The 22,393-nt window shown below is 65.5% G+C and carries 23 protein-coding genes and 1 tRNA gene; 12 read left to right on the forward strand and 12 right to left on the reverse strand.

The window, feature by feature from the left end:
* The first annotated feature begins 74 nt into the window (after positions 1–74).
* From argH to HH302_RS21215, 6 genes are all read left to right on the forward strand, one after another.
* Positions 75–1,487, forward strand: coding sequence for an argininosuccinate lyase (gene argH / locus HH302_RS21190; RefSeq protein ID WP_172204866.1), 1,413 nt, complete (start codon positions 75–77; stop codon positions 1,485–1,487).
* A gap of 5 nt (positions 1,488–1,492) precedes the next feature.
* Positions 1,493–2,383: a fructosamine kinase family protein gene (locus tag HH302_RS21195; RefSeq protein ID WP_172204868.1), complete on the forward strand. Its 891-nt coding sequence runs from the start codon at positions 1,493–1,495 to the stop codon at positions 2,381–2,383.
* A 229-nt stretch (positions 2,384–2,612) separates the two neighbouring features.
* On the forward strand, positions 2,613–3,239 hold the full coding sequence (locus HH302_RS21200) for a hypothetical protein (protein WP_172204870.1): 627 nt from the start codon (positions 2,613–2,615) through the stop codon (positions 3,237–3,239).
* A 13-nt stretch (positions 3,240–3,252) separates the two neighbouring features.
* Positions 3,253–3,507 (forward strand): HPr-rel-A system PqqD family peptide chaperone, encoded by a 255-nt coding sequence (locus HH302_RS21205; protein WP_172204872.1) that lies wholly within the window; start codon positions 3,253–3,255, stop codon positions 3,505–3,507.
* Complete coding sequence (locus tag HH302_RS21210) at positions 3,504–4,430, forward strand: HprK-related kinase A (protein WP_172204874.1); 927 nt, start codon at positions 3,504–3,506, stop codon at positions 4,428–4,430. Before HH302_RS21205 ends, HH302_RS21210 begins: the two co-directional genes overlap by 4 nt.
* Positions 4,427–5,551: a nucleotidyltransferase family protein gene (locus HH302_RS21215; protein WP_172204876.1), complete on the forward strand. Its 1,125-nt coding sequence runs from the start codon at positions 4,427–4,429 to the stop codon at positions 5,549–5,551. The genes HH302_RS21210 and HH302_RS21215 overlap by 4 nt, the downstream gene beginning before the upstream one ends.
* A gap of 55 nt (positions 5,552–5,606) precedes the next feature.
* Here the strand turns inward: HH302_RS21215 and grxD are convergent, their stop codons facing one another.
* The 4 genes from grxD to hemA all read right to left on the reverse strand — a co-directional run bounded on the left by grxD (position 5,607) and on the right by hemA (position 9,303).
* Positions 5,607–5,933 (reverse strand): Grx4 family monothiol glutaredoxin, encoded by a 327-nt coding sequence (gene grxD, locus HH302_RS21220; protein WP_172204878.1) that lies wholly within the window; start codon positions 5,931–5,933, stop codon positions 5,607–5,609.
* A gap of 90 nt (positions 5,934–6,023) precedes the next feature.
* Entirely contained in the window at positions 6,024–6,851 is an 828-nt protein-coding gene (gene prmC / locus HH302_RS21225; protein WP_172204880.1) for a peptide chain release factor N(5)-glutamine methyltransferase, read from the reverse strand.
* Positions 6,852–6,930: 79 nt separating this feature from the next.
* Positions 6,931–8,013, reverse strand: coding sequence for a peptide chain release factor 1 (gene prfA, locus HH302_RS21230; protein WP_172204882.1), 1,083 nt, complete (start codon positions 8,011–8,013; stop codon positions 6,931–6,933).
* A gap of 39 nt (positions 8,014–8,052) precedes the next feature.
* The gene (hemA, locus tag HH302_RS21235; RefSeq protein ID WP_172205066.1) at positions 8,053–9,303 is read right to left on the reverse strand and encodes a glutamyl-tRNA reductase; all 1,251 of its coding nucleotides are present in this window, start codon (positions 9,301–9,303) and stop codon (positions 8,053–8,055) included.
* Positions 9,304–9,525: 222 nt separating this feature from the next.
* On the opposite strand from hemA, the gene HH302_RS21240 reads away from it, so the two are divergent.
* From HH302_RS21240 to HH302_RS21260, 5 genes are all read left to right on the forward strand, one after another.
* Positions 9,526–10,203, forward strand: coding sequence for a response regulator transcription factor (locus HH302_RS21240; RefSeq protein ID WP_172204884.1), 678 nt, complete (start codon positions 9,526–9,528; stop codon positions 10,201–10,203).
* Positions 10,196–11,587, forward strand: a complete 1,392-nt coding sequence (locus HH302_RS21245; RefSeq protein ID WP_172204886.1) for a sensor histidine kinase — start codon at positions 10,196–10,198, stop codon at positions 11,585–11,587. Before HH302_RS21240 ends, HH302_RS21245 begins: the two co-directional genes overlap by 8 nt.
* Positions 11,588–11,652: 65 nt before the next feature.
* Entirely contained in the window at positions 11,653–12,225 is a 573-nt protein-coding gene (locus HH302_RS21250) for a cytochrome b (protein ID WP_172204888.1), read from the forward strand.
* A gap of 46 nt (positions 12,226–12,271) precedes the next feature.
* The gene (locus HH302_RS21255; protein WP_172204890.1) at positions 12,272–13,642 is read left to right on the forward strand and encodes a cytochrome C; all 1,371 of its coding nucleotides are present in this window, start codon (positions 12,272–12,274) and stop codon (positions 13,640–13,642) included.
* A gap of 15 nt (positions 13,643–13,657) precedes the next feature.
* Positions 13,658–14,029 carry a cytochrome c family protein gene (locus HH302_RS21260; RefSeq protein WP_172204892.1) on the forward strand — a complete coding sequence of 124 codons (372 nt, stop codon included), beginning with the start codon at positions 13,658–13,660 and terminating at the stop codon, positions 14,027–14,029.
* An 82-nt stretch (positions 14,030–14,111) separates the two neighbouring features.
* Here HH302_RS21260 and HH302_RS21265 read toward each other — a convergent pair whose 3' ends face one another.
* The 5 genes from HH302_RS21265 to HH302_RS21285 all read right to left on the reverse strand — a co-directional run bounded on the left by HH302_RS21265 (position 14,112) and on the right by HH302_RS21285 (position 18,691).
* Complete coding sequence (locus HH302_RS21265; protein WP_253946266.1) at positions 14,112–14,534, reverse strand: cupin domain-containing protein; 423 nt, start codon at positions 14,532–14,534, stop codon at positions 14,112–14,114.
* A gap of 51 nt (positions 14,535–14,585) precedes the next feature.
* Entirely contained in the window at positions 14,586–16,031 is a 1,446-nt protein-coding gene (locus tag HH302_RS21270) for an MFS transporter (protein WP_172204894.1), read from the reverse strand.
* Positions 16,028–16,612 carry an NAD(P)H-binding protein gene (locus HH302_RS21275; RefSeq protein WP_172204896.1) on the reverse strand — a complete coding sequence of 195 codons (585 nt, stop codon included), beginning with the start codon at positions 16,610–16,612 and terminating at the stop codon, positions 16,028–16,030. The genes HH302_RS21270 and HH302_RS21275 overlap by 4 nt, the downstream gene beginning before the upstream one ends.
* Before the next feature lie 62 nt (positions 16,613–16,674).
* On the reverse strand, positions 16,675–17,508 hold the full coding sequence (locus tag HH302_RS21280) for an SDR family oxidoreductase (RefSeq protein WP_172204898.1): 834 nt from the start codon (positions 17,506–17,508) through the stop codon (positions 16,675–16,677).
* A 34-nt stretch (positions 17,509–17,542) separates the two neighbouring features.
* Complete coding sequence (locus tag HH302_RS21285) at positions 17,543–18,691, reverse strand: iron-containing alcohol dehydrogenase (RefSeq protein ID WP_172204900.1); 1,149 nt, start codon at positions 18,689–18,691, stop codon at positions 17,543–17,545.
* Positions 18,692–18,830: 139 nt separating this feature from the next.
* Here HH302_RS21285 and HH302_RS21290 point away from each other — a divergent pair, with 139 nt between their 5' ends.
* Positions 18,831–19,799 (forward strand): LysR family transcriptional regulator, encoded by a 969-nt coding sequence (locus HH302_RS21290; protein ID WP_172204902.1) that lies wholly within the window; start codon positions 18,831–18,833, stop codon positions 19,797–19,799.
* A gap of 58 nt (positions 19,800–19,857) precedes the next feature.
* Here HH302_RS21290 and HH302_RS21295 read toward each other — a convergent pair.
* The 3 genes from HH302_RS21295 to HH302_RS21305 form a co-directional block, all read right to left on the reverse strand.
* A tRNA-Phe gene (locus tag HH302_RS21295) sits at positions 19,858–19,933 on the reverse strand.
* Between the two features lie 132 nt (positions 19,934–20,065).
* Complete coding sequence (locus HH302_RS21300; protein ID WP_172204905.1) at positions 20,066–21,970, reverse strand: cation acetate symporter; 1,905 nt, start codon at positions 21,968–21,970, stop codon at positions 20,066–20,068.
* Between the two features lie 3 nt (positions 21,971–21,973).
* A complete protein-coding gene (locus HH302_RS21305; RefSeq protein ID WP_172204908.1) occupies positions 21,974–22,294 on the reverse strand; it encodes a DUF485 domain-containing protein in 321 nt (106 codons plus the stop codon).
* Positions 22,295–22,393 lie beyond the last annotated feature (99 nt).

Below are 22,393 nucleotides of genomic sequence, written 5' to 3' on the forward strand. Positions count from 1 at the left end.
CGCCGCCGCACTTTTCCCCGCCTGAGCCGCGCCACTTCCCAGCGCCGCACGGGTGCTCATGGATTCCCGCGATTATGACAGAGCGTTCACAACCCTCGCACGCCGAAACCGGCGATGCCAAGGCCTGGTCTGGCCGATTCAACGAACCGGTGTCGGATCTCGTCAAGCGATTCACCGCATCGGTGTTCTTCGACTGCCGCATGGCCGAGCAGGACATCCGTGGTTCGCTCGCGCACGCGAAGATGCTCGCCAAGCAAAACATCATCGGCGCGCAGGACCTCGCCGACATCGAGCGTGGCATGGCGCAGATCCTCGACGAGATCGCCGCCGGCAAGTTCGAATGGAGCCTCGATCTCGAAGACGTTCACCTGAACATCGAGCGCCGCCTGACCACGCTGGTCGGTGACGCCGGCAAGCGCCTGCACACCGGGCGCTCGCGCAACGACCAGGTGGCCACTGACATCCGCCTGTGGTTGCGCGACGCAGTCGACCAGGCCATCGAACTGCTCGGCAACTTCCAGCGCGCACTCTGCGATCTGGCCGAACAGCACGCCGAAACGCCGATGCCCGGCTTCACGCATCTGCAAGTCGCACAGCCGGTAACCTTCGGCCACCACCTGATGGCCTACGTCGAAATGGCGCGCCGCGACGCCGAACGCCTGGTCGACGCCCGCCGCCGCATCAACCGTCTGCCGTTGGGCGCCTCGGCGCTGGCCGGCACCAGCTACCCGATCGACCGCGAATTCGTCGCACGCGAGCTGGGCTTCGAGGCCGTCTGCGAGAACTCGCTCGACGCCGTGTCCGACCGCGACTTCGCGATCGAATTCACCGCCGCCGCCGCACTGGTGATGACGCATCTGTCGCGCCTGTCGGAAGAATTGATCCTCTGGATGAGCCCGCGCGTGGGCTTCATCGATCTGGCCGACCGCTTCTGCACCGGCAGCTCGATCATGCCGCAGAAGAAGAACCCGGACGTCCCCGAACTCGTGCGCGGCAAGACCGGCCGCGTAAACGGCCACCTCGTCGGCCTGCTGACCCTGATGAAAGGCCAGCCGCTGGCCTACAACAAGGACAACCAGGAAGACAAGGAGCCGCTGTTCGACACCGCCGACACGCTGATCGACAGCCTGCGCATCTTCACCGACATGGTCTCAGGCATCCGGGTGAAGGCCGACGCGATGCGCGACGCACTCAAGCAAGGCTTTGCCACCGCCACGGAACTGGCCGACTACCTCGTCAAGCGCGGCCTGCCCTTCCGCGACGCGCACGAAGCTGTCGCCCGTGCGGTGCGCGAAGCCGAAACCCGCGGCTGCGATCTGCCCGATCTGCCCCTCGACGTGCTGCGCAGCTTCTCGAATCTGGTTGCAGAGGACGTCTACCAAGTGCTGACAGTCGAAGGTGCGCTGGCCGGCCGCAACCACATCGGCGGCACTGCCCCCGAACAGGTTCGCGCCGCGATCGCCCGCGCGCGTAACCGCCTGGCCTGACCCGCATGGAGGCCTCGCTCGCCGCGGCTGTCGAAGAGGCTGCACGCGGCGCGCTCGGCACGGCGTTCCGCGTCACGAGCGCCGAACCCGCCTCCGGCGGCACACATCGGAATTGGATCGTCGGGAGCGCGGCCCAGCGCGTCTTCGTGAAGACCAGCGCAGCGACGAACCTTGCACTGTTTGATGCTGAAGTCGATGCGCTCTCCGCCATCGCCGCGACGGGCACGATCCGCACGCCGGCGATAGTGGCCAGTGGCGCGAGCGAGGCGCATGCATTCCTGATTCTCGAACACCTGCCGCTGCGGCCAATGCAAGCAGCCGACGCCCCTCGCTGCGCAGCGGCACTGGCGCAGCTACACAGCACCGTCGGCGAACATTACGGCTGGCGGCGCAACAACTTCATCGGCCAATCGCCGCAAGACAATTCACCTCGCGCCGACTGGCCCGCATTCTTTGCACACCAGCGCCTTGCGCCGCAGTTCGCCGAAGCCGCGCGACGCGGTTACCGTGGCGACCTTCAGAACCACGGCGAACGCATCATCGACAAGATCGGCGCCTTTTTTCTCGAGCGCCGCCCCGAACCGGCACTGCTGCACGGTGACCTCTGGGCCGGCAACATCGCGGTAACCGCAGAGGGGGAGCCGGTCGTTTTCGACCCTGCGACCTACTTCGGCGATCGAGAAGCCGATTTTGCAATGAGCGAACTCTTCGGCGGGCTGCCCGAGCGCTTCTACCTGTCCTACATGCAAGCCGCGCCGCTCGCCGAGGGCTACCCGCAACGACGCACGCTCTACAACCTCTATCACATGCTCAACCACCTCAACCTGTTCGGCGCGAGCTACTTGCGCCAGGCTGAGCGCATGGCACGCGAACTGTCGGAATACCTGCGACGCTGAGCAAGGAATCGTCGGCGCATTTGACATCCTGCCGCTGTTGCCCACGGCCCGCACCACACCAGCACCGCAAAGCACTGTTTTTTATTGGTTTTTTATTGAATCGCCGCCAAGCACGTTTCTTGCATGGTTAGCTGCAACCCATTGCATCCTGCTGTCAGGCCGTGACCAATTTGCACGAATTGGCAGTGAGTGCCTGACAGAATGCAACATGACCTCCAGGATCGAGACCATGTCGAACCACGAAAACATGCCTAGCGCTGACCATCCCGCCCAGTCACCCGACCGTGCAGAATCGGGCGTATCTGAAGCACGGCGCCGGTTGCTGGTACGCGGCGGCATGGCCACCGGCCCGATCATCCTGACGCTGACCAGCCGGCCCGTCCTTGGCGGCCTGAACCCGGGTGAGTGCATTTCGCCCTCGCAAACGCTCTCGGGCGCGCTGAGTCACCGCGGCACCAAAGTCGGAACCTGTAACGGGCGCTCGCCCGGTTACTGGAAGAACTGCAGCGCCGGTAACTGGCCGATTCCGCAGTCGACGCCCTTCCACTCGATCTTCGTTGTCGGCACGATTGCCGGCAGCCGCCTGTTCAATCCAGACGGCTCGATGATGACGATGCTTCAGGTGCTCAATCTGCTGGGCTATGAAGATCCGTACAAGGTCGCGTTCCACTGCATCGGCGCCTACCTGAACATCCTCAAGGGCCTGATCGATCCGAAGGCACTCACCGCCGAAGGCGTGATCGCAATCTGGCGCGAATGGGCGCTCAACGGCAAGTACGTGCCCTATGCTGGCGCGACGCCGTGGACCGGCACCGACATCGTCAATTACCTCAAGAACAACTACATCTCGCCGTAAGCGCGGGCCCCGCATGCAGGACGCCAGTCCACGTTGGGTCAGTCACCACTGGCCCGACGGTTCCGTTTTCTACGATCGCCAGACCGGCGCGACGCACGCGCTGTCGCCGCTCGCCGCGGAAGTACTCGCCTTGCCAGCCGCCGCACGCTACGATGCGGCGCAGGCAGCGGACGCCATCGCCGGTCTGCTATCGCTGCCGTGCTCGCCTGAACTCACCGACAACGTGTCCCAGGCACTCGACCAACTCCGCCGCATCGAACTGATTTGACCGCTACGCTCCGCGTTACAGACCTGAACGAAGCAGATCTGTCGGCGCGCCTGTCCGGCGACGGTCTCTGGCTCACCAGCGGCCCCCTGACACTGCACATCCGCAGCCGCGAGCCGGTCGTACGCAAAGCCGTGCAGACGCTTTACGCTGATCACGCGCTGGCGCCAAACGACTTTGCAGATTTCCATGTGCAGGTGGGTCGCGTCTCCGGACTCCGCGCCTGGATACGGCCGCAGGTTCAGTTTCACCTTGACGGCCGCACACCGTTCAAACCGCTGCCACACGCGCAGAGCTTTGCGATGCTCGAGTGGGGCATCAACTGGTGCATCGCAACCTATTGCCACCAGTTTCTGGTGATCCACGCTGCGGTCGTGGAACGCAACGGTCTGGCGGCCATCCTTCCGGCCCCCCCGGGCTCTGGCAAAAGCACGCTGACCGCTGCGCTGATTCAACGCGGCTGGCGTTTGTGCTCGGACGAACTGACCTTGCTCGACCCGGTTGATGGGCGCGTCGTCGCGCTGGCCCGCCCGGTGAATTTGAAGAACAGTTCGATCGACATCATTCAGCAGTTCGAGCCGTCGGCAAGCTTCGGCCCCGAATGCCCCGACACCCACAAAGGCCGCGTCGCGCATTTGCGGCCACCGCGCGACAGCGTTGCCCGGATGCATGAACGTGCGCTACCCCGCTGGATCATCTTCCCGCAGTGGGAGGCGGGTGCAGCGCTGACGATGAAACCCTTGCCGCGAGCGGAAGGCTTCATCCAGCTGGCGGAGAACGCCTTCAACTACAGCATGCTCGGCGAGACTGGCTTCCGCACCTTGGTCGACACGGTGGATCGAAGCGACTGCATCGCGCTGCGCTACAGCCGGCTGGACGAAGCAATTGCCGCCTTCGACCGCCTCGCTGACGAGGCCCGGCCATGATTCGCGACGCCCTGCTACCACTGCTGCGGGCGCCCGAATGCGCCGCGCGACTCTCGCTACGCGAGTGGGATGACGTGATCCGCCAGGCGCGCAACGCGAACCTGAGCGCTCGCATCGCCGCCGATCTCGAAGCCTACGGGTTGCTCGACGCGGTACCGCCCGGCCCGCGCCAACACCTCATCGCCGCGCGTGCGGTCGGCGCTCGGCAACGCATTGCTTCCTTGGCCGAGATAGATCGGGTACGCCGCGCGTTGGACGAATGCGGCATCCGCCTGGTTTTGCTGAAGGGCGCGGCTTATCTCGCGGCCAACCTGCCGGCGTCACGCGGTCGGGTTTTCGGTGACATCGACCTGCTGGTGCCTAAAGCAGCATTGCCGGACACCGAGTCGACGCTGCTGCGCCACGGCTGGATCAGTTCGCATCTGAACGCCTATGACCAGCGCTACTACCGCCAGTGGATGCACGAGCTGCCGCCGCTTCGCCACGTCAACCGCGGCAGTTCGCTGGATGTGCATCACAACATCCTGCCGCTCACCGCACGCCATCCACCTGACCCCGCGCTGCTGCTGGATCAGGCCGTGCCGGCCGCCGCCACGCCAGGCGTCTGGGTGCTGGCACCGGCCGACATGGTGTTGCACAGCGCCTGCCACCTGTTCCATGAAGGCGAACTGGACAACGGCATGCGCGATCTCGTGGATCTGGACGGCCTGCTGCGACACTTCGCAAGTCAGGGCGCTTTCTGGCAATCGCTGGAAACACGCGCTGTCGCGCTGAACCTGCAACGCCCGCTGCGCTATGCCTTGCACATGTGCTCGGTGATGCTTGCCACGCCAATCCCGGCGACGACACTGGCCTTCGGTGGCCGTTGGCCCAGCGATACGCGCGAGCGCCTGCTCGAACAGCTCTACCTGCGGGGGCTGCGGCCAAACGACCCAACCGCTGGCGACGCATGGACACCACTCGCACGTCAGCTTCTATACCTGCGCGGGCACTGGCTGCGGATGCCACCGCATCTGCTGACGGCGCATCTGGCGCGCAAGGCGTGGCGCAACTGGAGCGGCCACAGCGACGATGACGAGGCGCCAGCGCCCGACGCCATCAAACCCGATCGACAACTGTAGGCCGCAAACGAAAACGGCGACCCGAAGGTCGCCGTTTTTCATTCAGCAGCACCCATCAGGCGCTGACGATGCCCGCTTCCTGCAGCATCTGCTGAAGCTCGCCGGACTGATACATCTCTTTCATGATGTCGCAGCCGCCGACGAATTCGCCCTTGATGTAGAGCTGCGGAATCGTCGGCCAGTTTGCGTATTCCTTGATGCCTTGGCGAATGTCGTCGTCGGTCAGGACGTTCACCGACGCATACTGCGTAACGCCGAGCAGCTTGAGGATCTGCGCAGCGGTCGCGGAGAAACCACACTGCGGGAACTGCGGCGTGCCCTTCATGAAGAGCACCACCGGGTTCTCGGTGACCGTCTGGTGGATGATGTCTTGCACGCTCATGTAAATTCCTTCGGCTAAGTCAGAATACCTGACTGATTCAATCAGGTATGTAGTCTAGAAAAAACCGCGCACCGGGTCAAATCCAGCCGTTCAAACCGGCCGTCGCCCCAGCGTCACGCGGTCGTTGTCGCCCAGATCCTTCAGCGTCACGCAATCGATATAGCCCGCCGCCAGCATCAATGCGCGCACGGCGTCGCCTTGATCGTAGCCATGCTCGAACAGCAACCAGGCGCCCGGCTTCAGGCAAGCCCAGGCTTCGGTCGTGATGATGCGGATATCGCTGAGTCCGTCCGGGCCCGAGGCCAGCGCGCCGGGCGGCTCGAAGCGCAGGTCGCCCTGCGCGAGATGCGGGTCTTCGGCGGCCACGTAAGGCGGGTTGGACGCGATCAGATCGAAAACCTCGCCTTGCACCGGCGCGCACCAGGGCCCTTCGAGCCAGCGTACCTGAGCGCCCAGCCGTTCCGCGTTCTCGCGCGCAACCGACAGCGCGGCAGCGGAGACATCGACTGCCGACACCTGGGCATGCGGCGCTTCCAGCGCAATCGTGATCGCAATTGCGCCGCTGCCGGTGCCGAGATCGAGCACGCGGGGGGCACCTTCCGGCAGGTGCAGCAGCGCTTGTTCGACCAGCAGCTCGGTGTCAGGGCGCGGGATCAGCACCGCCGGTGACACACGAAAGACGCGGCCATAGAACTCGCGTTCGCCCAGCAGATAGGCAACCGGTTCCCCGGCTTCACGCCGAGCAATCCAGTCGACAAAACACTGCGCCGCAACGTCGCTCAGCGGACGCTCCGGAAAGCCGACGATCGTGGCTGCGCGCTCCCCGCTCGCTTCGCGCAACAGCAACCGCGCTTCGGAAGCCGGCACTCGCCCGCGCGCCAAGGCCAGCGCGTCGCCCAGCGTTACGGGAAGGCTCATTGGTGGGCGCCTCGCCAATCGTATGCGCAGCGCACCGCGGGACGGTTATCGCTCGCTCGCGCTGGCCAGCCCTGCGCGCTCACACAACCTCGGTCAGCGCGGCCAATTGTTCGGCCTGGTGTTCGCGCGTGAGGGCGTCGATCAGTTCGTCCAGATCGCCTTCCACCACCATGTCCAGCTTGTGCAGCGTGAGGTTGATGCGGTGGTCGGTCACTCGGCCCTGCGGGTAGTTGTAGGTGCGGATGCGTTCCGAGCGGTCGCCGCTGCCGATCAGGCTCTTGCGATGCGCAGCCTGCTTGCTCGCCTGCTCGCGGACTTGCGCGTCCTTGATCCGTGCCGCCAGCACCGACATCGCCTGAGCCTTGTTGCGATGCTGTGAGCGGTCGTCCTGACACTCGACGACGATGCCGGTCGGCAAATGGGTGATGCGCACTGCGGAATCGGTCTTGTTGATGTGCTGGCCGCCGGCGCCGCTGGCGCGGAAGGTGTCGATACGCAGATCGGCCGGATTGATCTCGACGTCAGCAACCTCGTCGACTTCCGGCAGGATCGCCACGGTGCACGCGGAGGTGTGGATGCGGCCCTGCGTTTCAGTGACCGGCACGCGCTGCACACGATGCCCGCCGGACTCGAACTTCAACTTCGAGTAGGCGCCGTCGCCGACGATGCGCGCGATCGCCTCCTTGTAGCCGCCGAGATCCGACTCATTGACCGACACGAGTTCGACGCGCCAGCCCTGGCGTTCCGCATAGCGGGTGTACATCCGCAACAGCACGCCGGCAAACAGCGCAGCCTCTTCGCCGCCGGTACCCGCGCGCACTTCGAGGAACAGGTTGCGGGCGTCGTTCGGGTCCTTCGGCAGCAACGCGAGTTGCAGGTCGGCATCCAGGCGCGCGATCGCGCCGCGCGCCGAATCGATCTCTTCCTGCGCAAAGGCCTTCATGTCGGGATCGCCCAGCAGATCCTGCGCGGCCCGCAGGTCGCCTTCGGCACGCAGGTAGTCACGCCACAGCGCCACCACCGGCGAGAGTTCGGCATGCTCGCGGTTCAGGCGACGATAGCGATCGAGGTCGCTGGTGACATCCTCGCTGCCCAGCATCTGGTCGAGTTCTTCCAGACGGTGCACGAGCTGTTCGAGTTTTTCCCGGATACTGGGTTTCATGGTGTCTCGGCAAAGCGGCGGCGCGCGCCCCGCTCAGCGCTAGGAACGATCGAGATTGAACAGGCGACGCACGAGCTCGGCAGCTTCGCCGACCTGCTCGCCGTCCGCGCGGTTGAGGAATTGCGTCGGGCCATGCATCAGCTTGTTGGTGATGCCCTGCGACAGCGCTTCGAGCACGGCCTGCGGATCTTCGCCGCGCGCCAAGCGCGCCATCGCGCGCTCGAGCTCGGCCTGCCGAACTGCGTCGGCGCGGCTGCGCAGTGCGCGGATCGCCGGCACGGCATCGCGCGCCTCGACCCAGTGCAGGAAGTGGGATACCTGATCGGTGATGATCGCCTCAGCCTGCACCACGGCCTGCTGGCGCGACTCGACGCCCGCTTCGACGACCTGCGCAAGATCATCGACGGTGTAGAGGAACACATCGTCGAGCTTTGCGATTTCGGCCTCGATATCGCGCGGCACAGCCAGGTCGACCATCACCATCGGGCGATGGCGGCGTTGCTTGAGCGCGCGTTCGACCATGCCCAGACCGATGATCGGCAAGGGGCTCGCGGTGCAGCTCACGACCACGTCGTAACGGCCGAGGACGTCCGGCAAGGCGTCGAGCGTAAGGGCGTCGCCCGCGAAACGCGCGGCAAGCGCCTCAGCACGGGCCGGCGTGCGGTTGGCAATCGTCAGCTGGCGCGGGCGGCAACCGGCAAAGTGCGCAGCGCAAAGCTCAACCATCTCGCCCGCGCCGACGAACAGCACGCGCTGCTCTTCAATCGTCGAGAAGATCCGCTCGGACAAACGCACCGCGGCGGCGGCCATCGACACGATGTTGGCGCCGATCGCGGTGGTCGAGCGGACTTCCTTCGCGACCGAGAAAGTGCGCTGGAAGAGCTTGTGCAGCAGGGTGCCAAGCGTGCCGGCCTCTTCGGCCAGCCGCGCTGCCTGCTTCATCTGGCCGAGGATCTGCGGCTCGCCCAGCACCATCGAATCGAGGCCGGACGCAACGCGGAACATGTGCCGCACTGCAGCGTCGTGCTGCAGCGTGAAGAGGTGCGGCGAAATCTGCGACAACGCAACGCGGTGGAAGTCCGCCAACCAGTCGGCCACGGCTTCGGGCGTTTCGGTCGCGCAGTACAACTCGGTGCGGTTGCAGGTCGACAGGATCGCCGCCTCGCGCACCGGGCGTTCGCGTACCAGGCGTGACAAAGCCTCCGACAGCCCGTCGGGCTGAAAAGCCACCTGTTCACGCAGGGTGACCGGCGCGGAATGGTGATTGAGGCCTAGCGCAAACAGTTGCATCGAATCGGGCTGGGTCTGGAACCGTGTCAATTACATCACTGGGGCCCGGCGGGGGAGAAGCTCGCCCAGCCGATTTGCTTGAGCCAATTCAAGCAACCGCCCGGGGCCATGGACCAGGATCACGTAACGTTACAGTTTACCATCCGGCACCGCATCGTCGGCATTCGGCTTACGCGGCACTATCTGCGCCGGCAGGCATCAAGGCAGGGGCTCGGGAGAACCATGCGCATTCTGTTGATCGAAGACGACGAGATGGTCGCCGCGGGGATTTCCGAAGGCCTGCAACGTCACGGATTCGAGCTTGACCGCCTGGCCTCGGCCGAACACGCGATACCCGCGCTGGCCGCGGTTGCCTACGATCTGGCAATCGTCGATCTGGGCCTGCCGGGCGTCGACGGCATGGCGCTGATCCGTGAGATGCGGCGGCGTGGCCATGCGCTGCCGGTGCTTATCCTGACCGCACGCGACCGGCTCGAAGACCGTGTGGAGGGCCTCGAAGGCGGCGGCGACGACTACCTGACCAAACCCTTCATGCTGCCGGAGCTGGTGGCGCGGGTCCGCGCGCTGATCCGCCGCAGCCGCGCATCGTCCAGCTCCGAACTGGCATTCGGTGCGTTGCAGCTGGACCTCGGTCAGCGCACCGCCGCCTGTGCGGGCCGCACGCTGGATCTGACCGGGCGTGAGTGGAATGTGCTGGAGCAGATGATGCTGGCCGCACCGCGCGTGGTCGCAAAGCAGAAACTCGCCGACAGTCTCAGCCGCTGGGACCGCGAGATCACCGACAACGCGGTGGAGATCTACGTCTCACGCTTGCGCAGCAAGCTGGCGGATAGCGGCGTCGTGATCCGCACTGTGCGCGGCATAGGCTACCGGCTTGAAACGGAGCGCAGTGATGCATGAGCGTCGCGCACCACTTGCCCTGCGCGGGCGCCTCTTGGCGGTGCTGGCACTGCCGCTGCTGGTACTGATGGTGATCGGCACGGTCGCTGACTACCGACAAGCGTCGCGCGTTGCCAACGAAGCCTACGACCACTCGCTCGCCAGCACCGCGGTGGCGCTCGCCTCGCGGCTGGACGATGAAGACGGCGATGTCGACGTCGACCTGCCGAAGCAGGCGGAAGCGGTGCTGCGAGCGGACAGCGTAGACAAGGTCTTCCTGCTGGTGACCGATCCGCAAGGCCGCATCCGCGCCGGAGACAAGGAGTTGCTGCCGTTTGTCGGCGATGTGGAATCCCCGACGCCCGCGTTCCGCACACTGCGCATCGGGCACGACAAGGTGCGCGTAGCCGCGCTGCGGCATCGCACCGGGCGCACGGTCGCAACCGTGGTGGTTGCCGAGACGCTGCTCAAGCGCGAGCGCGCCGCACGCCAGATCGTCGTCACGACGATCCTCGCCAACTTGGCGCAGACGCTCGCGGCGCTGGCGATCCTGTTCTTCGGCGTGCGCTATGCGCTGCGCCCGCTCGACGCCGTGTCTGAGCAGGTCGCCAGACGCTCGCCGGACAAGCTTGATCCGATTCCGGACGACGACGCGCCGCGCGAAATCCGCCCGCTGCTCGCTGCGATCAATCGCCTGATGCACTCGCTGAGCGAGGCTGGCATCGCCCAGCGCGCGTTCATCTCGAATGCCGCACATCAATTGCGAACGCCCATCACCGGCCTGCAAACGCAACTGGAGCTGGCCGCCGATTCACTGCCCGCAGAGGCCCGCCCCCGCATTGCTCGCTTGCTCGCGGCCACCTCGAAGCTGGCCCACCTGACCCATCAGCTGCTCGCGCTTGCGCGATCGGCCCCTGAAGCCACCGACCCGGCGCGCCACCAGATCGTGGCGCTCGATCAATTGCTGGAAGAGGCGGCGACCGACTTTGTCGACCACGCGCTCGCACGCCAGATCGACCTCGGCTTCGCCCCTGCCCCCGCCGCAGTGAGGGGCTCGCAATGGCTGCTGAAGGAACTGCTCGCCAACCTGATCGACAACGCGTTGCAGTACTGCCCGCCTGGCGCGCATGTCACGGCACGCTGCGGCAGCGCCGCCGACGGCAGCGCCTGGCTGGAAGTGGAAGACGACGGACCGGGCATCCCCGAATCGCTGCGAGAGCGGATCTTTGAACGCTTCTTCAGGCTCGCGACCGACCAGGAGCAGGGCTCCGGCCTTGGGCTCGCGATCGTCAAGGAGGTCGCACTGCGGCACGGTGCCGAGGTTCAGGTGCTGACGCCGGCGGGCGGCCAAGGCGTGTGCTTCCGCATCCGCTTTCCGCAACAGGTGCTTGCAATCGGCGGCTGACGCCGACAGGTTTCCGAAAGCTTGCAACCGCTAGGGTCCGGGGTGTCTCACTCTGGAGCCCCGGCATGCAAGCCCAAACCTTCACGCTCGACAACGCTGGCCCCGCAACCGCCGGGCACGCCGCGTCGATCAAGTTCTTCCACTGGGCAACCGTCATCGCAATCGTTGCCGCCGCCGCAGCGGTGCTGCTGCGCGAGCTGATCGACGACAAGACCCTGCGTCTGATCCTGATCGAAGCCCACCGCAGCTTCGGCGTTGCGGTGTTGATGCTGATGGCGGGCCGCCTCGTCGCGCGCCGCGTCAGCGGCCACGCCAGCGCCGCGCAGGATCTGGGGCCGCTGCCGCGCATCGGCGTGGCGCTGACGCATCTGACGCTGTACGGGCTGATGGCGGGCCTGCCACTGCTGGGCTGGGCGCTCACCAATGCGAACGGCAAGGCGGTGCGCCTGCTCGGGCTGATCGAACTGCCGCACATCGTTGCGGCCGATCTTGACCTCGCAGACAGCCTCGCCGACTGGCACCTGCGCGCCGCCTGGGCGCTGCTGATCATGGTGCTCGCACACGCGGGCGCAGCCCTTTGGCACCACTTCTTCCGCCGCGACGCCGTACTCGTCGCGATGCTGCCGCGCCGCCGCTGAGCGCAGCCCAATCACCTGTTTTCTGCAAACCCACAAGGGGATCTTGATGCAAGTATTCACTTCGCTCGCCCGTGCGCTCGCCCGCCACGGGCGTCTGTTGCGATGGCTGGCTGCCGGCACCGTTGCCGCAGCCATCGCCCAACCCGCCCTGGCCCTGCCCAGCTTTGCGCGCCAGACAGGCATGGAATGCGCCGCCTGCCACGTCGGCGCCTACGGCCCGCAACTCACGCCTGCCGGCATCCGCTTCAAGCTGAGCGGCTATACCGACAGCGACGGACAGGGCAGCAAGATTCCGCTCTCCGCGATGCTGGTCGGGGGCTTTGACCGCACGGCCAAGGATCTGACCGATCCGCCCACCGAGCACACGAAGACCAACAACAACGCGGTTGCACAGGAGGTCTCCGTCTTCCTCGCCGGCCGGCTCGCCGACAGGCTCGGCGCGTTCGTGCAGACGACCTATGCCGGCGCCGAACGCAAGACCGCGATCGACAACGCCGAGCTGCGCGCGGCGGATACCTTCAGTGTCGGCGGCAAGGATCTGATCGCCGGGCTTTCGTTGAACAACAACCCGACCCTGTCCGATCCGTTCAACACCGCACCCGCCTGGCGCTTCCCGTACATGGCGACGGAGCTCGCGCCGGCGCCAGCGTCGCCGCTGATTGCCGGTGGCCTCGGCCAACATGTGCTGGGGGTGTCCGCCTACGGCATGTACGACAACCACTACTACGCCGAGCTTGGCACCTACAAGGCGCTGTCGGCATCGACGCTCGACAAACTCGGGCTGCAGGATGAAGTCGGCCGTCTCACGTCCAACGCTTACTGGCGCCTCGCCTATTTCGGCGACCTGAAGAAGCAGGCCTACCACGTCGGCCTGTTCGGTCTCAACGCGGGCGTGCAGCCTGATCGTGTGCAAGGCCCGGCCAACCGCTACAACGACATCGGCGTCGATGCGTCCTACCAGTTCCTCGGCACCCGCGAGCACATCGGCACCGTGTATGCCAGCTACATTCACGAGAAGCAGAAGCGCGATGTGGCCTACGCCAACGGCGAAGCGGAAAACCAGAGCGGCACACTGAAGGAAATGCAGCTCAACGCGTCCTACTACTACAACCAGACCTGGGGCCTGACCGCCAGCACCTTCCGCACCAAGGGCAGCAGCGATGCGCTGCTGTACGCCCCAGCGCCGGACATGGGTAGCGCGACCGGCTCGCCCAACACCACTGGCTACATGCTGCAGGCGGACTGGACGCCGTGGGGCAAAGAATCGTCCTGGGGATCGCCGTGGGCGAACCTGCGCCTGGGCGCCCAGTACACCTGGTACACCCGCTTCAATGGCGAGAGCAACAACTACGACGGATCCGGCCGCAACGCGCGTGACAACAACACGCTCTACCTGTTTGCCTGGACCTCGTTCTGAGCCACGGAGCCGCAGATGAAAACCACCCGTTCAATCCTCTTCGCGCTGCTGCTTGCAGTGAGTGGCGGCCATGCACTCGCGGCGGACGCCAAGCACGGCGCCGACGTGTTCGCCGAAAACTGCGCCGAGTGTCACAGCGTGAAGGAAGGCAAGAACAAGAAGGGGCCGTCGCTGTTCGGCGTGGTCGGCCGCAAGGCCGGTACCGTCGCCGACGTCGCCTACTCCGACGCGATGAAACAGTCCGGCATTAGCTGGACGCCCGACAAGATCGACGCGTATGTCGCCGACCCGCGCAAGGCGGTGCCCGGCGGCAAGATGAAGTTCGACGGCCTGCCGAATGCGGCCGAGCGCGCCGACCTGATCGCTTACCTCTACACGCTGCACTGAGCTGAACCGCTTGTAGCCAGACCGCGTGACGCCGGGCCCCGCCCGGCGTTTTTCATTGCACCACCGCTGCAACCCAGCCAGCTCAGCCAGCGTATTCAGCGTCGCTGACCTTCTCCATCCAGCTCACGACGCTACCGGCCTGCTGCTCCTGGATCGCGATGTGGCTCATGCCGGTGGTGGGCGCTGCGCCATGCCAGTGCTTCACGCCGGCCGGAATGCTCACCACGTCGCCAGGGCGGATCTCCTGCACCGGGCCGCCGGCCTGCTGCACGCGGCCACAGCCGGCGGTGACGATCAGGGTCTGCCCGAGCGGATGGGTGTGCCAGTCGGTACGCGCGCCAGGTTCGAAGGTCACGAGCCCGCCCGAAGCGGCGGCCGGTGCGGGCGCCGCGAACAGCGGGTCGACGCGCACCCGGCCGGTGAACCAATCGGCCGGGCCAGCGTAGGACGCCTGCGAGCCGGCGCGGGCTACGGTGACGGCGGGGGGCATGTTGGTGTGTTCCATGGTGTTTTCCTTTCGTGGATCACGCGTTGCGTAACGCGCCGCTCAGCCGCGTCAGGCGGACCGGGAGGCGGGTGTCGAAGAAGTCGCCGGCGCCGATGGTCGCGCCGGGTCGAAACAGATGAAGCGGGCCGATACCAGCAGGGCAGTCAGAAGGAAGCCTGCCGCCGCCAGCAGCGCGAACCCGGTGCGCTGCGCCATGCCGGCTGCGTCATGGACCGGCGCCACCCCGCCGACATTCGCGCCCGCATACACGACCACCAGCAGAGCCAGCCCCAGCGAGGCACCAAGCTGATGGGCCACGTTCAGCAGGCCGGACGCAGCGCCCGCATGGCGACTTTCGACACCGGCGACGCCGGCCATCGTCAGCGGTGCGAGCACGCCACCCTGTCCCAGCCCGATCAGCAGCATCGGCCCGACCACGCCGCCGAGATAGGACATCCGCTGCGCAGTAAGGCCCAGCCACAGAAGGCCGAGCACGCACAGCGACAGGCCCGCGAGCAGCAAGCGCCGCGCACCGAAGCGGCGCGACAGCGCTGGCACCGAGATCGAGGACAGGAACTGCGGCAAGGTCACTGGCATGAAGGCCAGCCCCGCCTGCATCGGGCTGAAGTGCAGCGAGCCCTGCAGATACTGCGCGGTAAAGAACCAGAAGCCCGACATGCCGGCGAGGAACAGCAGCCGCGCGGCATAGGCGCCGTTGCGCCGGCGGTTGGTGAGCAGGCCAAGCGGCAGCAGCGGCTGCTGCGCCCGCGTCTCGATCCACAGGAAGGCCGCCAGCAGCACGGCGCCAGCGGCGATGCTGGTTTGCGTCAGCGTCGAAGCCCAGCCCGCCTCAGCCGCCTCGACGATGCCGAACACCAGCGCCCCCATGCCCAGGGTGGAGCTCAGCGCGCCGGCAAGATCGAAGCGCCCCGCGTGGCGCGGCGTCTCGCGGATGTGACGCAGGCTGCCAGCGATGAGTGCGGCGCCGATCGGCAGGTTGATGAAAAAGCCCGCGCGCCAGGAGATCAGGTCGGCCAGCACGCCGCCCAGCACCAAGCCCAGCGTCGCGCCGATGCCGGCCGCGGCGGCATACCAGGCCAGTGCGCGGGAGCGCTCATGACCTTCCTCGAAATGCGTGGCGATCAGCGCCAGTGTGGAGGGCGCCAGCACCGCGGCACCGAAGCCTTGCACCGCGCGGAAGGCGATCATCCACGCCGGCGATTGCGCGGCGCCGATTGCCAGCGAGGCGCTCGTGAAGATCGCGAGCCCCGCGATGAACATGCGCCGCCGCCCGAGGATATCGCCAGCGCGTGCGCCAAGCAGCAAAAAGCCCCCGAAGGCGAGCGTGTAGGCGTTCTGGATCCACGACAGGCCGGCCGGCGTGAAGCCCAGCGCCGCCTGAATCTTCGGCAGGCCGGTCAGCACGATCGAGATGTCGATCACGATCATCAGGTAGCTCGCCATGATGATGGCGAGCACCGCGCCGCGACGGATGGGGTGTGCCGTGTGCGTCATGCCGCGCTCACACCAAGGCTACGACGCACTTCCAGGCCCGGCGTCAGCGCGAGCTTCACGATCAGATCCGAAAGACTCGCGAGCGAAACGTCGTGGCCACGGAAGGGCTCACCCTTCTGCGTGATCTGGTAGCTGACGCGCGTGTCGCGGGTGAACCAGCCCGGGCGCAGGATCGTGTAGTCCAGATCCGAGGCTTCGATCAGCGCCGCCGAATCGCGGTAGGGGTCCAGCACGCTGCGGTAGCGCTCGCCCGGCACTTCGCCGTAAATGCCCATCGAGCTCACGAGGATCAGCCGTTTCAGACCCACGGCCTGCATCGCGGCGATGATGTTGCGCGCCTGAGCGGCCATGTCGCCAGCAAGGTTGGCATACACCACGTCCTGCCCCTGCATTGCCGCTTCGAGCGCGGCGCGGTCCAGCACATCGCCTTCGACGATGCGGACGCGCGCTGGGTCGGGATTGGTCAAGCGCTTCGCTCGGCGCAGGTAGAGCGTCAGCGCAACGTCCTCACGCTCGAGCAGGACGGGAATCGTGTTGCGGGCGAGTTGGCCGTTCGCGCCGAGTATGAGGATACGGGTCATAGATGAGATTCCTAAAACCGCCGGGGGATACGGTGAGCAGCACCGTCGCCCCCAGCTTCGGTTCACTCGGGCGAGCCCAGCACGCCGGTCTTCATCGCCGCAATGACGCCACCGTCGATGAGCAAGTCACTGCCGGTCACGAAACTGGCTTCCGGGCCGAGCAGGTAGGCGGCAGCAATCGCGATCTCGTCGGGCGGCGCCATGCGGCGGACTGGCGATGCTTCCACCATCGCGCGGTACATGCCGCCGATCTCCGAGTTGAGTTCGTGTTGCGCCAGCGGCGTAACGACAATCCCAGGACTGATCGAATTGACGCGCGCGCCGCGCTTGCCCCAGGTGATGGCGGACGCCTGCACGCGCAGGTGATTGGCGCGCTTGGCGATCATGTACGCCACCACCGTGTTCGGGATGACCTCCGCCTGGAGGAATGGCAGGGCCAGCAAGTCGTCGGAGGGCGTGTGGAGCAGCGCCTGATCCTGCTCCGGCGGCAGCGCAGGCATCATGTGCCCGGCCATACTGGAGATAATCAGTCCCGCGCCGCCTGGCGCGATGACCTCGCCAAATTCGTCGAACACCACCGCAGCGCCGTAGAGGTCAACCTTCAGCACGCCTTCGATCGGCGCCATATTGGGCGATAGCCCTGCGGTGTTGACCACCTGCATCACGCTGCCAAGGGCCGCCGCCGTGGCCGCCAGCGCCTTGACAGATTCGCGGGAGGTGACGTCGACCGCTTGAGTTTCAACCGCATAGCCCGCATCACGCATGGACTGCGCCGCGCTGGCAAGCGTCTCCTCATTGAAGTCGGCCAGCAACACCGTGCGGCCGAAGCCCTGTCGGCGTGCAATGGCGACGCCGATACCACCGGCGCCAATAATGACGATAATTTCTTTGCTCATTGAATTCGTCCTCGTTTGATGCCGCTTGTCCGCCTTACAGCGCGCCCTTGAGAATCTCGGCCAGCACGTCCTGCGTGTAGATCTCTGCCAGGCCGAACCACTGCGCATTGCCCTGTAGGTTGTCGAGAATCGCGGGCAGGTCGGCTGCAGTGATGCCCAACTGCGACAGGCGCGTCGGCGTGCCGATCTTGTCGAACCACTGCTCCAGCGCGGCGATGCCCTGCTCCGCCGTGGCGAGGCCAAACACCTGCTTAGCGAAACGCTCGAACTGCGACGGGTTGCGGCCGTGGTACCACCTCATCCAGGCCGGCATCACGACCGACAGACCGGCACCGTGCGGCACGTTGAACAGCGCCGACAGCGAGTGCTCGATCATGTGGTTCGGGTAGCCGAAGCCCGCGGTGCCGGCATAGGTGACACCGTTCAGAGCCAGCGTGGCGGCCCAGGCGAATTCGGCGCGGGCGTTGTAGTCCAGCGGATCGGCGAGCAGCGCATCGGTCGTTTCGATCACGGTGTTGATCACCGATTCGACCAGGCGCGACTGGATCTTCGGCTGCACCGTGGCGGTGAAGTAGCCCTCGATCGAGTGCGCGATGATGTCGGCGGCGGAATACACGAGGTAGTCGCGCGACACGGTCTGCATCAACGCCGGGTTAACGATCGACACCTTCGGGAAGGTGTGCGGCGACTGGATCGCGAACTTTTCCTTCGTCACCTCATTGGTGACGACGGCGCCGGCGTTCATCTCGCTGCCCGTCGCAGCCAGCGTGAGCACTGCGAACACCGGCAGCGCCGCTTCGACCGGCGCCTTGCGCAGGAACAGATCCCACACGTCTCCCTGGTACAGCGTGCCGGCCGCGATCGCCTTGGCACTATCGAGCACTGAGCCACCGCCCACCGCGAGAACAGCCTCCACCTTGTGCTCGCGCGCCACGGTGATCGCTTCACGCACCTTCGACAGCAAGGGGTTGCTGACGATGCCGCCGCACTCGACGAAAGCGATGCCATGCTTGTCCAGACTCTTGCTGATCGTTGCGAACAGGCCGTCGCGCTTGATCCGCTCGCTGCCGTAGGTCAGCAGCACCTTCTTGATGCCGTGCTCGGCCAGGATCTGCCCGGCGAGCTGTTCCTTGCCCTTGCCGAATTCAATGCGCGTCGGGTTGTAGAAGCTGAAGTTGTCCATCGAGATCTCCTTGAGGGGGCGCACGCGGGTTGCATGCCGATGGGACGAACTCTAGTCAGCCGATAAACATCAAACTAGACGCAAGAGCGTTGAATGATTTACAACCTAAAGATGTAAATGCATTGAGCGGGGGTCACATATGGCCATCAACGAACTGCGCTCGATTACGACTTTCGTGCGCACGGCCGAGCTGGGTAGCCTGAGCCGCGCAGCCGAGGCGCAGCAGATCTCGCCGCAAGCGGCGAGCAAGGCGCTTGGGCAGCTGGAGGCCTACCTGGGCGTGCGGCTGTTCCATCGCACCACGCGCAGCATGTCGCTGACCGAGGAAGGCCAGCGCTTCCTCGAAGCTGCGCGCCCCTCGCTGATCGGCCTGCAGCAAGCCTTGTACGGCGCACGCCAGACCCGCGAGGAGATCGCCGGGCCGCTGCGCATCGTCGGCCCGCGCTCGGTGCTGCAGCCGGTGATCAGCCCGGTGCTGGAAGAATATTGCCGGCTCTACCCGGAAGTGCAGCCCGACGTGCAGCTCGACGACCGCATCGGCAACTGGGTGGAAGACCGGGTCGATGTCGGCTTCCGCATCGGATCTTCGCCGCAGGAAGGGCTGATCGCGCGCCGCCTGTTCCCGCTGCAGCTGATCATCTGCGCCGCGCCGACCTACCTGCGCAAACATGGGTTGCCGGAAAGCCATCAGGCGCTCAACGGTCACCGCTGCAGTGTGTTCCGCCATCCGGGCAACGGTCGTCTGGTGCCCTGGCATGTGAAGCTCGGCGACGCGGTGCAGGAATGTCCGGTACCGCCGTCCTTCTGCACTAACGACGAGATCCTCGAATTGCGCACCGTGCTCGCCGGAGAAGTCATCGGCCAGCTCGCCGCGCCCACCGCCGCGCCGCATATCCGCGCCGGACGCCTGGTGCCCCTGCTGGTGGACAACGTGGCCGACGCCTACAGCCTGTTCCTCTACTACGGCAGCCGCACCGCCCAACCCGCCCGCGTGCGCCGCTTCATCGACCTGGTCGTCGATCGCCTGACCGACAGCACGGAATTCGTGCTCAGCCGCGAGGAACTCGCCAGCGCACAGACGCGATGGGCTGCCGGAAGTGTGAGATGAAGGCGTTTCAGACCCAGAAATGAAAACGCCCAACCGGTAAGGGTTGGGCGTCTAAATCTGGTGGCCAGAGGCGGAATCGAACCACCGACACGCGGATTTTCAATCCGCTGCTCTACCAACTGAGCTATCTGGCCGAAGAGCTAAGCATTTTAGCTGAGATATTCGGAAAGTCAAACACTTCGTGATTTTGGGGCGGCCCGCCGGCTCGTGACCAAAAAAACGCCCCTCCGCAGAGGGGCGAGAGATGGAGTGACACTAACTGTGTTCTAGTGCGCAACTGCCTTCGCGGCAAGGATGCCGGTGTTCTGGCGCACATAGAGTTCGTCCCACATGTCCTCGGCGCGCTTGTCGCGGTAGAGCAGCGAGCCAAGAATCACGGCGAGGAAGCCGAGCGGAATCGAGATCAGGCCCGGGTTCTTCAACTCGAACAGCGGCTTTTCGAGACCGACGATCGAGGTCTCCTGACCTTCGACTTTCTTGAGGTCGTCGTTGGCCTTCTTCACCGCCTTGTCGAGCGCAGCCGTCTGCTTCGTAGCCTTGGCGGTGGAAGCCTCGTCAGCGGCGGCGACAAGCTTGGCGATCGCCGCACGCTTCTCGGCCTCACCGTCGAGCACCTTTTGCGCCGCGGCGCGTACGGCCTTCGGGTAGGTCATGTTCGGCGAGACCATCACGAGGCCGATCGCGGTGATCGTGCCGATGATCATGCCCGCCACGATGCCGCCAGTATTGCAGCGCTTCCAGTACAGCGTCAGCAGCACGCACGGGAAGTTGGCCGAGGCGGCCACGGCAAAGGCGAGCGCAACCAGGTGGGCAACGTTCTGGCCCTTGGCGGCGATACCGATCACGATGGCCAGTGCGCCGACGAACACGGTAGCGATGCGCGCTGCGCGCACTTGCTCTGCCTGGCTGGCGTGACCACCCTTGACGACGCCGACATACAAGTCGTGCGCCACCGCAGAGGCCGCCGCGAGCACCAGGCCCGCAACCACCGCCACGATGGTGGCGAACGCGACCGCAGCCACAAAGGCCAGCATGAAGTTGCCGAGGAAGCTGTTGCCGCCGCCACCGACGAACTGCGCGAGCAGCGGGGCCGCCATGTTGCCGCCGGCATCGACCGCCTTGATGCCTTCCGGGCCAACCTTGATCGCGGAGCCCATGCCGAGGAAGATCGTCAGCACATAGAAGCCGCCGATGATCGCCATCGCCCAGATCACCGACTTGCGTGCCTCTTTTGCCGTCGGTACGGTGAAGAAGCGCATCAGGATGTGCGGCAGGCCGGCGGTACCGAAGACCAACGCGATGCCGAGCGAGATCTGATCGATCGGCGCCTTGAAGTAGAGGCCCGGCTCAAGGAAGCGTTGGCCGAGTTCAGCCGGCGACATGTTCTTAGCCGGATCGCCGAGCAGCGCGGCAACCTGCGCCTGCACCTTCGGATCCGCCACGACGGCGTCGAGGAAGCCCGGCAGGCTGAAGCCGTACGGCGCCCACACGAAGGCCACCAGCACCAGCGATGCGCACACCAGCAGCACCGCTTTGATGATCTGCACGTAGGTGGTTGCGACCATGCCGCCGAACAGCACATAGGCCAGCATCAGTACGCCAACGGTGATCACCGACACTTCGTAGTCGATGCCGATCAGCGTCTTCACCAGCACACCGCCGCCGACCATCTGCGCGGTGAGGTAGAAGGTGGATACGGTGATGACCGAGATCGCGCCAACCACGCGCGTCTTCTTCGGATCATTGCGGTAGGCGAGGATGTCGGCGAGCGTGTACTTGCCGATGTTGCGGCACGGCTCTGCGATCACCAGCAATACGGTGATGTAGGCCACCAGCCAGCCGACCGAGTACATGAAACCGTCGTAGCCATAAAGGCTGATGAGACCCGCGATGCCGAGGAAGGATGCGGCGGACAGATAGTCACCGGCGATCGCCCAGCCGTTCTGCAGGCCCGAGACGCCGCCACCCGCGGTGTAGAAGTCCGACGCGGAGTGCACCCGCTTCGACGCTACGTAGGTCACGAACATCGTCAGCGCGATGATCGCCGCGAAAACGAGGAAGGTCAGCCAGCGCCATTCAGGCGCGACGGCACCCTGCGCGAGCGCAGGGCCGGCGGCCAGGACTGCGGCTAGACCGAGCGCACCCGGTAGAAGTTTGCTGCGCAATTCCATGGTTCAGCCCCCGATCCGTTCTGCTTCACGCACGAGCTCTTCCGCCATCGCGTCGAACTCGGTGTTGGCCTTCTTCGAGTAGTAGAAGGCGATGGTCCAGGCGACGATGAATTCCGACAGCGCGAACAGCAAGCCGACGTTCACCGGCCCGAAGACCTTGATCTTGTAGACATCCTGGAAATACGCTGCACCGATCGGCAGCAGGAAGTAGTACACGACCGAGAAGATCATCAACCCCATCAGGAATGACGTCTTTTTGGCGTGCAGTCGCTGGAACCGCGGGTCGGCGTCGATCGCCGCCCAGTTGATCGCCTTGCTGCTCATTGCCCCTCCTCCTTTTATTCGCGCTTGTCACAGCGTGATGGCGGAGGTTAGGCGCCGAGCCTGACTCGGCGCTGACGGAGCGCTGACGGTTCGCTTACG

Source organism: Niveibacterium sp. COAC-50 (assembly GCF_013184235.1).
Classification (GTDB): domain Bacteria; phylum Pseudomonadota; class Gammaproteobacteria; order Burkholderiales; family Rhodocyclaceae; genus Niveibacterium; species Niveibacterium microcysteis.

Bases quoted from the DNA above. Each gene is read 5' to 3' on its own strand.
- argH (WP_172204866.1), top strand. From the start codon at position 75: ATGACAGAGCGTTCACAACCCTCGCACGCCGAAACCGGCGATGCCAAG.
- HH302_RS21195 (WP_172204868.1), top strand. From the start codon at position 1,493: ATGGAGGCCTCGCTCGCCGCGGCTGTCGAAGAGGCTGCACGCGGCGCG.
- HH302_RS21200 (WP_172204870.1), top strand. From the start codon at position 2,613: ATGTCGAACCACGAAAACATGCCTAGCGCTGACCATCCCGCCCAGTCA.
- HH302_RS21205 (WP_172204872.1), top strand. From the start codon at position 3,253: ATGCAGGACGCCAGTCCACGTTGGGTCAGTCACCACTGGCCCGACGGT.
- HH302_RS21215 (WP_172204876.1), top strand. From the start codon at position 4,427: ATGATTCGCGACGCCCTGCTACCACTGCTGCGGGCGCCCGAATGCGCC.
- grxD (WP_172204878.1), bottom strand. From the start codon at position 5,933: ATGAGCGTGCAAGACATCATCCACCAGACGGTCACCGAGAACCCGGTG.
- prmC (WP_172204880.1), bottom strand. From the start codon at position 6,851: ATGAGCCTTCCCGTAACGCTGGGCGACGCGCTGGCCTTGGCGCGCGGG.
- prfA (WP_172204882.1), bottom strand. From the start codon at position 8,013: ATGAAACCCAGTATCCGGGAAAAACTCGAACAGCTCGTGCACCGTCTG.
- hemA (WP_172205066.1), bottom strand. From the start codon at position 9,303: ATGCAACTGTTTGCGCTAGGCCTCAATCACCATTCCGCGCCGGTCACC.
- HH302_RS21240 (WP_172204884.1), top strand. From the start codon at position 9,526: ATGCGCATTCTGTTGATCGAAGACGACGAGATGGTCGCCGCGGGGATT.
- HH302_RS21245 (WP_172204886.1), top strand. From the start codon at position 10,196: ATGCATGAGCGTCGCGCACCACTTGCCCTGCGCGGGCGCCTCTTGGCG.
- HH302_RS21250 (WP_172204888.1), top strand. From the start codon at position 11,653: ATGCAAGCCCAAACCTTCACGCTCGACAACGCTGGCCCCGCAACCGCC.
- HH302_RS21255 (WP_172204890.1), top strand. From the start codon at position 12,272: ATGCAAGTATTCACTTCGCTCGCCCGTGCGCTCGCCCGCCACGGGCGT.
- HH302_RS21260 (WP_172204892.1), top strand. From the start codon at position 13,658: ATGAAAACCACCCGTTCAATCCTCTTCGCGCTGCTGCTTGCAGTGAGT.
- HH302_RS21265 (WP_253946266.1), bottom strand. From the start codon at position 14,534: ATGGAACACACCAACATGCCCCCCGCCGTCACCGTAGCCCGCGCCGGC.
- HH302_RS21270 (WP_172204894.1), bottom strand. From the start codon at position 16,031: ATGACGCACACGGCACACCCCATCCGTCGCGGCGCGGTGCTCGCCATC.
- HH302_RS21275 (WP_172204896.1), bottom strand. From the start codon at position 16,612: ATGACCCGTATCCTCATACTCGGCGCGAACGGCCAACTCGCCCGCAAC.
- HH302_RS21280 (WP_172204898.1), bottom strand. From the start codon at position 17,508: ATGAGCAAAGAAATTATCGTCATTATTGGCGCCGGTGGTATCGGCGTC.
- HH302_RS21285 (WP_172204900.1), bottom strand. From the start codon at position 18,691: ATGGACAACTTCAGCTTCTACAACCCGACGCGCATTGAATTCGGCAAG.
- HH302_RS21290 (WP_172204902.1), top strand. From the start codon at position 18,831: ATGGCCATCAACGAACTGCGCTCGATTACGACTTTCGTGCGCACGGCC.
- HH302_RS21300 (WP_172204905.1), bottom strand. From the start codon at position 21,970: ATGGAATTGCGCAGCAAACTTCTACCGGGTGCGCTCGGTCTAGCCGCA.
- HH302_RS21305 (WP_172204908.1), bottom strand. From the start codon at position 22,294: ATGAGCAGCAAGGCGATCAACTGGGCGGCGATCGACGCCGACCCGCGG.